This is a genomic window from Nitratidesulfovibrio liaohensis (assembly GCF_011682075.1).
Taxonomy (GTDB): domain Bacteria; phylum Desulfobacterota; class Desulfovibrionia; order Desulfovibrionales; family Desulfovibrionaceae; genus Cupidesulfovibrio; species Cupidesulfovibrio liaohensis.
The window spans coordinates 1-8,850 of record NZ_VSMK01000037.1; the positions used below are offsets into that span (position 1 = coordinate 1).

Annotated in this window: 5 protein-coding genes and 1 pseudogene; 4 read left to right on the forward strand and 2 right to left on the reverse strand. The window is 67.0% G+C overall.

Annotated elements, in window-relative coordinates; all coding sequences use genetic code 11:
* Together FVW27_RS01720 and FVW27_RS01725 are read left to right on the forward strand one after the other, a co-directional pair.
* Positions 1-1,000 (forward strand): annotated as a pseudogene (locus FVW27_RS01720) (DEAD/DEAH box helicase); the annotation flags it as partial.
* Entirely contained in the window at positions 997-1,491 is a 495-nt protein-coding gene (locus FVW27_RS01725) for a hypothetical protein (RefSeq protein WP_167122198.1), read from the forward strand. The pseudogene FVW27_RS01720 and the gene FVW27_RS01725, both read left to right, overlap by 4 nt.
* Positions 1,492-2,025: 534 nt before the next feature.
* On the opposite strand, the gene FVW27_RS01730 is transcribed toward FVW27_RS01725, so the two are convergent.
* Both FVW27_RS01730 and FVW27_RS01735 read right to left on the reverse strand, forming a co-directional pair.
* Entirely contained in the window at positions 2,026-3,249 is a 1,224-nt protein-coding gene (locus FVW27_RS01730; RefSeq protein WP_167122200.1) for an outer membrane protein transport protein, read from the reverse strand.
* A gap of 347 nt (positions 3,250-3,596) precedes the next feature.
* Positions 3,597-5,912 (reverse strand): ATP-binding protein, encoded by a 2,316-nt coding sequence (locus tag FVW27_RS01735; protein ID WP_167122202.1) that lies wholly within the window; start codon positions 5,910-5,912, stop codon positions 3,597-3,599.
* Between the two features lie 487 nt (positions 5,913-6,399).
* On the opposite strand from FVW27_RS01735, the gene ftsY reads away from it, so the two are divergent.
* Both ftsY and trhA read left to right on the forward strand, forming a co-directional pair.
* Positions 6,400-7,779, forward strand: coding sequence for a signal recognition particle-docking protein FtsY (gene ftsY / locus FVW27_RS01740; RefSeq protein WP_167122204.1), 1,380 nt, complete (start codon positions 6,400-6,402; stop codon positions 7,777-7,779).
* 316 nt (positions 7,780-8,095) lie between these two features.
* Entirely contained in the window at positions 8,096-8,743 is a 648-nt protein-coding gene (gene trhA / locus FVW27_RS01745) for a PAQR family membrane homeostasis protein TrhA (protein WP_167122206.1), read from the forward strand.
* The last annotated feature ends 107 nt before the right edge of the window (positions 8,744-8,850 follow it).

The window sequence follows — 8,850 nt, forward strand, 5'->3', positions numbered from 1 at the left end:
GCGTGGCCGTGGCCGCAAGCGCCGCCGTGACGCCGAGGCCCGCACCGCGCAGGAAGACGGGCAGGCCGCCGTCGCCACTCAGGATTACGAGAACGACATCGCGGACGGTGCGGACGGTGCCGACGATCCACGGGATGACGGCATGACCGCCGCGCCCGAAGCGCCCAGAACGTCGCCCGAAGCCCCCAGACCGCGCAAGGAACCCCGACCCGCCAAGGCCGATGCACCCGTTGCATCCGCTGACGACACGGCGGAAGATGCTCCGGCGGACAAGCCCGCCAAGGGCAAGCCCGCGCGCCCCGCACGCGGCAAGGCTGCCAAGGCCGCCCAGACATCCACTGACAAGGCCGAGGCCGCCGACGCATCCGGCTCCGTTGATTCCGATACTCACGAGGCTACTGACGAAGTCATAGCGGCCAAGCCCGCGCGCGGTGCACGCCGTGGCAAAGGCAAGGCCGAAGCCGCCAGCACCGAAAAGGACAAGGCCGCGTCCGCAGGCAAGGCCGCGACCGGGAGCAAGCCCCGCGCCAAGGCCCCCGCAAGGGACGAGGACGAAGACGACGGCATGCCCCTGCTGCTGGAAGACTACCTGAGCGATGACGACGACCGTCTGGACGACGTGCGCGGCTCCTCTTCGGCAGTGGGCAGCGTGTTCGGCCAGCGGCTGCCCTCCGGGGCTCGGGCGCAGGCCGAGCCCGGCCAATCCGGCCGATCCGGGGGCAAGGCCGCCGCAAAGCCCAAGGTGACCCCCAAGGCGGCCTCTGCACCGGTGCAGCCCGTGCTGACACAGGCCCTGGAAGGCTCCGACGAATTCGATGACGAATTCGATGACGAATTCGACGAGCAGTCCGTCGGAAACAGGGCGAATGACGCTACCCCCGGCAATGCGGCCACGCCCGCCAAACGCCGCAGGCGCCGCCGCCGCAAAAAGCCCGCCGGGGCTGCGACCGAAGGTACGGACGCAGGTACGGCCCACCAAGCGGAGGCCGACGCCGAATGAGCGCCGGGCCGCTGCCGGGCATGAGCACATCGCCCGCCTATACCGTCGAAGAGGTCATGGACAACTTCGCCGCCCTGCTCGATTCCTTCGACTTTACGCCGGAAATCGACGCAATGGGCATCGGACGCATGCAGTTCATGCGGCGCAAACGCGCGTTGCAGGACCTGCGTGCCCTGTTCATCGCCCTGTGGCGGCTGGCCTTGCGCAGATCGTTCCCGGACGACCACGAGGTAATCTTCGAAACGTTCCTGGAACGCTTCCAGCAGACGCCCACGCGCAATGCCGCCCGCAAGGAGGCCGCCGCGCTGACCGAAAAGGTGCGCGGCTACGTGGGCATGCTGGAACACAAGGGCGATGCCGACTTCTCCGAGGCGGCTCACCACCTGGTGTCCCTGCTGTCGCTGGGCGACGCCGAGGCCAAGGCCCTGCGCCTGCGCCTGGCCCTGCACATCCGCGCCACGTACAAGCTGATCTTCGACAAGCTGATCTAGAGGCCGCATTCAAATTGTCTTTTTGCCCGTTGGCGTCCGACCCGAAGGGCGCGAAGCGTGGCCGTTGGGCGAGCTTGCGAGCCCTACGGCCATCGTGCGCAACGCGGTCACACTTCGCCTGCCATGGCTCTGCTGTCCTTAGCCGTAAGACTCGCGCTGCGCGCTTGCCTAACGGCTAAGGCTCGGCCGAATACAGCAAGAGTACGCGTTGCGGTCCCTATCCGTAAGATTCGCTTCGCTCATCCAACGGCTAGGGCACTCCCTCATGGCAGGCTCGTTTTCCTCGCCAACGAGCAAAAATCCTAATTTGAAAACGGCCTCTCAAGATACACAAAACCAAATGGGAGGAACCTCGCGGTTCCTCCCATTTTCATCTCCACTCACTCCCCTCGCCTGTACATGAAGGCGCAAGGAGGATTTTTGTCCTCTACCTAGGAAGAAGCTCTTTTTTATGCAGGGAGCGCACTCTTCCGTGCGTGACCGGAATAAAAAAGGCTTCTGACGACGGAAGAGGGCAAAAGGCCCCTTGCGCCCTTAGAATTCCCAGCCAGCGGAGAGGCCAACGAGATGCGCATCCCCATCATGGAAGCGCACGTCGTAGACGGTGCCGTCATCGCTGCGCACCTCGCCGTCCCGGCCCTTGATCCACAGGTAGGTATACGAAACGTCCACCCGCCACGGCCCATCGTGCAGGCCCACGCCCACGCTGTACAGTTGGCGGTCATTGGCGGGCACCAGAAAGTCGAGATGGTCGGAATTCACGGGTGAGCAGTCGTAGACGTAGCCCGCGCGCAGGTCCACCATGTCGGTCAGGCGGTACTCCACGCCAAGGCCCAGCCGCCACACGTCGCGCCACTCGGTGGTCTTCAGGCTTTCGGTTACGCCGGGGGCCAACGGAGCGCCATAACCGATGCGCAGTTCGTCGTAGCTGCTCCAGAAGGTGCGGGTCACGTCCAGGGCCACGCTCCAGCGGTCGTCCGGCTCCCACGCCACGCCCACGCGCACTTCGCCGGGCAGGGTCACGGAGCCTTCGGCATCGGTGTCCCTGAACCAGGACGCGGGAACCGCCGCCCCGTTCTTGTCGAAGGTGGCCCTGCCTTCCAGGTCCTGCTTGATGGGCGTGCGGAAGCTGGCCCCAAGGGCCACGCTGTCGGTGGCCTTCCACCAGGCGCCGCCGTTCAGGCCGAAGCCGGTCGAGTCGCCCTTGACCCTGCCATCGATGTCCGTGGCGCCCACGGCGGTGGCCTGCTTCTGGTCGTACTCGAACCACATGGCCTCGACGCCGAAGCCGAACGCGAAATCGCCGTTGCGCACGCCCAGCACCGGATTCACCGACATGGACTGGATGTTCACCGACTGCAATTCGGTGCGGCCCGCCCAACTGGACGGATACTCCGTGCCCAGGCCGAAGCGCGAGAAGGTGCCCACGCCCAGGAACAGGTTGTCGTTGATCTGGGTGGTGGCGTAGGCGTGCGGGATGGTCCACATGTTGGATTCCGCGTCGGTGGTGTCGCCGTTGACGTCCACGGACACCTGCGGGGCCACCACGGTGACCCCGGCCAGGGTTTGCGTGCCCTCCAGCTGGGTGACCAGGGCGGGGTTGAAGGCGATGGACGATGGGTCGGCCCGGCGCGCCGTCATGGCGCCGCCCAGCGCGTTGCCCCGCGCGCTGAATTCGTACATGGCGAAGCCCGCGGCTTCGGCAAAAGGGGACCATGCCGCGACGCAGAGCAGCGCGGCCAGAAGAACACGGAACACAGTGCCTCCGATATGCATGCGGCCCGAAATGGCCGTGCGACAACCCGGCGCGCACGCCGCCCGTTACCGGGCCGCGTTCCCTCGCGCGCCAAAGGCGGGCGGCTGTTGGCCGCCCTTGTCCACATCGTGCAGTGCCGAGCGGAGACATGTAGAAACATTTGCAGGGCATGGCAAGGACAAACGCGTTGGGGGGCGCGACGCGACGGCCTTTTGGCGCAGGGGTGACCGAGGGGGTGGACGCGCCGGGCAGGGGCAGGCTGGTGGCGGGCTGGCATCACGCAAAAACGCCGCGCGTGCGGCGCGGCGTCAAAAGAGGCGGGATGAGGTGACTCGCAGGGCGATACGCCCTAGGTGGTTATGTGGCGCTGATCCACCGGCAACCGCAGGGTGAATACGGTGCCCCGGTCCGGCTCGGATTCCACGGTAAAGGTGCCGCCGTGGTTGGTGGTGATGATGAAGTAGGACACCGAAAGCCCCAGGCCCGTCCCCTCGCCCACGCTCTTGGTGGTGAAGAACGGTTCGAACACCCTGCGCCGCACGTCCTCTTCCATGCCGGGGCCGTTGTCGGCCACGTCGATGCGCAGCATGCCCCCCTCGTGGCGCAGGCTTACCGAGATGCGCGGCGGGTCGGGCCTGTCACCGCGCAGGTGCATGGCCTGGGCCGCGTTCTTGAACAGGTTCAGCAGCACCTGTTCGATTTCGGTGGGCATGCACGGCAGGTCGGGCAGGTCCGCCGCAAAGTCGCGCACGATGTCGATGTGCCGGAAGTCGTACTTCTTCTTCAGGTCGTAGTCGTTGGCCGCCAGTTCCAGGGTGCGGTCCACCAGATAGGGCAGCGACACCCGCTGCCAGCGCGATTCGCTGCGGCGGCTGAATTCCAGCATGTTGGACACGATGTTGGCCGCGCGGTTGCCCGATTCGCGGATGCCCTCCAGAAAACGCAGGATGCCCCGGCGGTCCAGATAGCCCCGGATGGAATCCATGGAGCAGCCCGACTCTTCCGCAGCCACCACGTTGGGGGCGAAATCCGGGTCCAGCCTGCGCTGGATGTTCTGCGCCCCCTGCAGGATGCCGCCGAGGGGGTTGTTGATCTCGTGCGCCATGCCCGCCGCAAGCCCGCCCACCGACAGCATCTTCTCGGTCTGCACCATCATCTCCTCGATGCGGATGCGGCCGGTGATGTCGTCCAGGCGCACCACGGCGCCAAAGCTGCCCCGCGAAACCACGGGGTAGATGACGATGTCGAAGTAACGGGTGACGCCGGGGCCCGGCACGGGCGTCTTGTCCAGAGAGATGGTGCCGCCCTCCGCGATGGAGCGGCGGATTTCGTCCAGCAGAAAACCGAAGTCGGGCAGGGCCTCGCCCACGGGGCGGCCCAGCACGGCGTCGCGCGAGAGGCTGGTGACGCGTTCCGCCGTGCGGTTCCACAGGGTGATGCTGCCGGACTGGTCAACCCCGACAATGATCGAGGGCATGGCGTTCAGGATGTTGTCGAGGTTGTTCTTGGCCTCGCGCAGTTCCTGTTCCACTTCCTTGCGGGTGGTAATGTCGGTGTGGGCCCCGGCCATGCGCACGGGCACCCCGTTGGAATCCCACAGGGCCGCGCCGCGCCCCAGAATCCAGCGGTAGCTGTCGTCCTTGTGGCGCATGCGGTATTCCACCTGAAACTCGGGCACGCGGCGGGCAAGGTAGTCGTCATGGGCGTGCAGCACGGTATCCAGGTCGTCGGGATGCACCCGCACCTTCCACTGGTCCAGACGGTTGGGCACTTCGTGGTCTTCGTAGCCGATGATGGATTTCCAGCGCGGCGAAAAATAGACGGTGTTGGTGATGAGATCCCAGTCCCAGATACCGTCGCTGGTGCCGCCCACCACCAGGGCGTAGCGTTCCTCGCTGGCGCGCAGGGCCTGTTCGGTCTGGCGGCGGCTTTGTATCTCTTCCTGCAGCTTGGTGTTGATGGCGTGCAGTTCATTCTCGCGCTGCTCCACCTGGCTGCACATGCGCGAAAAATTCTCGGCGATCTGGGCCAGCTCGGCATGGGCGATGGATCCCATGTCGTAGGCAAAATCGCCCCGGGCAATCTGGTCCATGCCCGATTGCAGCGCCTCCAGCGGGCGGCGCAGAAACACGCGCAGCAGCACCCCGGTGGAGGCCAGCAGCACCACCAGCACGCTGCCCATGATCAGGGCGCTGGCCTTCAGCAGCCGCTCCAGGCTGCGCCGGTAGTCCTGCAGGGTTACCACCATGGACACCCGGCCGATGGTCTCCGACTCGAAGCGCACGGCCCGCTCGCGGAACACGGTGGCGTCGGGGTCCGCGCCCTTGCGCACCCGGAACAGGGTGTTGCCCTGGGCGTCCTCGATATGGATTTCGTTGATCAGTTCGTACTGCGCGAACACCGAACCGATCTGGTCCATGGTGCGTGCATCGAAGTTCCACATGGGAATGGACAGGATGTCGGCCAGGCGGGTGATGTATTCGTCGGCCTTGCGGTCCACCTCGTGCAGCATGTCGCGCGAAATCTGCACGTAGACGAACGAAAACAGCGCCGCCACCACCACCATTGCCAGCACCACGAGGCTCACGGTGAGGTCGCGCGACAGCGAGCGCCCCTTGATGATGTCCGGGACGGAGAGTCCTTTGCTGGCGGTGGTGTTGCTCATGCGGGCGTCATGTCCCCGTCGCCTGTCTCGGAGGGGCGCGCCCCGCACGTGGCGCCCCGCGCGGGGCGCACGGCGGCGCATCGGCCTTCCGGTTTCTGACAGCGTACACGATGCGCCATGCGATGGAAAGAGCGGCAGGGCAATGGCGCGACGGAAATGCCGATCCCCGGATGGGGCACTTCCTTCCGGCTGGGCAGCCGACAGGCCAGTGGACCGGAGAGGCGGATGGGGGGAAGGCGGGACGGGTTTGCCGGGCCGGGCTGGCAGACAGGACCGTGGATTCGGCCGGGCCGCAGGGGATGCCACTGGTCAGATGAGGTCCGGTTCCCGGCAACCTTGACTCGCCGGGGGTTCTGGGCAAAGTTGTGGCGGCCCCGTGACCGGCAGGCTGCCGCCGCCGGTCCGGTGAGGCGGACACCGCCCCTCGCAACGACGGTCCGCACCGACGCTCCCCACCGCCACTTCCCCCACATCTGGAGGACGACATATGGGTTTCTTCAGCGCCATCAAGAAATTGTGGACGCCCCGCGAGGCGGACGCGCCCACGGCACCGGCAGCCGCCCCCCAGGACGACGCCCCCCAAAACGCCGCCACCCAGGACGCCGCCACCGGCGCACTTACGGCACCCGGCGCACAGGACGCCCCCTGGCGTGCGGAACTGGCCCGCGCCCTGCGCCAGTCCGAGCCGCGCCTTTCGGTGTGGCTGGGCCACGTGCTGACCGGGGTGGACGAGGCGGACGATACGCTGTGGGAACGGCTGCGCTTCCTGTTCGCCGCGCTGGAAACCCCGGAGGCCGAGGCCGAAGCCTTCATCGCCGACTTCCGGCGCTGGCTTGCCGCCATGGACTACCGCTACGTGGGTGACTTCCGCTCCGAACTGCAATACCGGCTGGCCCTCGCCCTTGACCTGGAAGACGAGGAAGACGAACGCAACCGCCTGTTCCTGAAACTGACCGAGGGGCTGGCCCGCACGCGCGAGCAGATCACCGGCCGCATCGACGCCCTGCTGGCCTCGCATGGCCGCATCGACGCCAAGTTCTGGGAAGAGCTGGAAGAAATCCTGATCATGGCCGACGTGGGCTTCGAGCCCGCCATGCAGTTGACGGGACGCCTGAAGGAACGCGCCCGCAAGGCGGGCACCGACGACCCCGCCGCCTTCCGCGACCTGCTGCGCGAGGAACTGCAGGACATCTTCCGCGCGCCGCGACGTATCGCCGCCGTGACCCCGCCCGAGGTGGTGCTGATGATCGGCGTCAACGGCGTGGGCAAGACCACCACCATCGCCAAGCTGGCCCACCGCGCCCGCATGCAGGGCAAGAAGGTGCTCATCGCCGCGGCGGACACCTTCCGCGCGGCGGCCATCGAACAGCTGGAAGTGTGGGCCAAACGAGTGGGCGCGGACTTTCACGCCAAGTCCGCCGGATCCGACCCGGCTGCCGTGGCCTTCGAGGCCATGGACGTGGCGCTGGCGGGCGGCTACGACATCGTGTTCGTGGACACGGCGGGCCGCCTGCACACCAAGGTCAACCTGATGGAAGAACTGCACAAGATCCGCCGGATTCTGGAACGCAAGCACCCCGGCGCGCCGCACCGCTCCATCCTGGTCATAGACGCCACCACCGGCCAGAACGCCCTGTCGCAGACCAAGCTGTTCAACGAGGCCTGCGGGGTGGACGAAATAGTGCTTACCAAGCTGGACGGCACGGCCAAGGGCGGCATCGTGGTGGCGGTGGCCATGCAGTTCGGCATTCCCATCACCTTCGTGGGCCTTGGCGAAAAGATGGAAGACCTGCGCCCCTTCGACGGCGGCGACTTTGCCCTGGCCCTGCTGGGCGTGGGCCGCGAAGAAGGCCGACCGGACACCTAATAGGCCCGGCACCGAAACGGCCCAACACCGCATCTTCGGGCGGAATGCGCGTGCCCCCAACACGGGGCGCGGGCATTCCGCCCTTGCTTTTCCCCATGTCCCTTGCGGCCCCCGCAGCGGCCGCCCCCGCGTGACGGCGCGCCCAAAACCGGCTATGTCAGATCCATGCGGCGGAGCATTCCGCCCGGCATATGCAGCCCGCCATGTCCCGCCCGGCATCCGCGCATGCCACGCCCCTTCCCCGTGCCCCCGTCAGGAGGACACCCGCATGACCGCAGCCCTGCACCCATCCCCCACCGCGTCATTGTTGCGCCGCATGGTGTCCAGCCTGCGCGACCCGGTCAGCGGCCTTACCCACTGCATCGGCGCGCTGCTGGCCGTGTTGGGCACGGTGCTGCTGGTGGTGCGCGCCGCCTCCCCCCTGCTGCCGTGGCATGTGGTGACCTTTTCCGTCTTCGGGGTGTCCATGGTGCTGCTGTACACGGCCAGCACCCTGTACCACTGGCTGCCCCTGCCGGAACGGGGCGTGCGCCTGATGCGCCGCGTGGACCATTCCATGATCTTCGTCTACATCGCGGCCACCTACACGCCCATCTGCCTCATCCCGCTGCGCGGGCCGTGGGGCTGGTCGCTGTTCGGCTGCGTGTGGGCGGTGGCCGTGGCGGGCATCTTCACCAAGGTGTTCTGGTTGCACGCGCCGCGCTGGGTGTCCACGGGCATCTACCTGGGCATGGGATGGATGGCGCTGGCGGGCATCTACCCGCTGGTCATGAACCTGCAGGCCGGGGCGCTGGCCTGGCTGGTGGCGGGCGGCGCATTCTATTCGGTGGGCGCGGTGATCTACGCGCTGAAGCGCCCCAACCGCTTCCGGTACTTCGGCTTCCACGAGATATTCCATCTGTTCGTGATGGCGGGCAGCTTCTGCCACTTCGTGGTCATGTATTCCTACGTCAGCGTGCTGTAGGGGCGGCGCTCCCGCCCCCCACGCCCCATGCGGCGCGCACCGCGTCACGAAGAGCCACCAGCGCCGGTTCCTCGGCCCGTGCGGCGGGCGCCGCAAAGGCCAGCGTC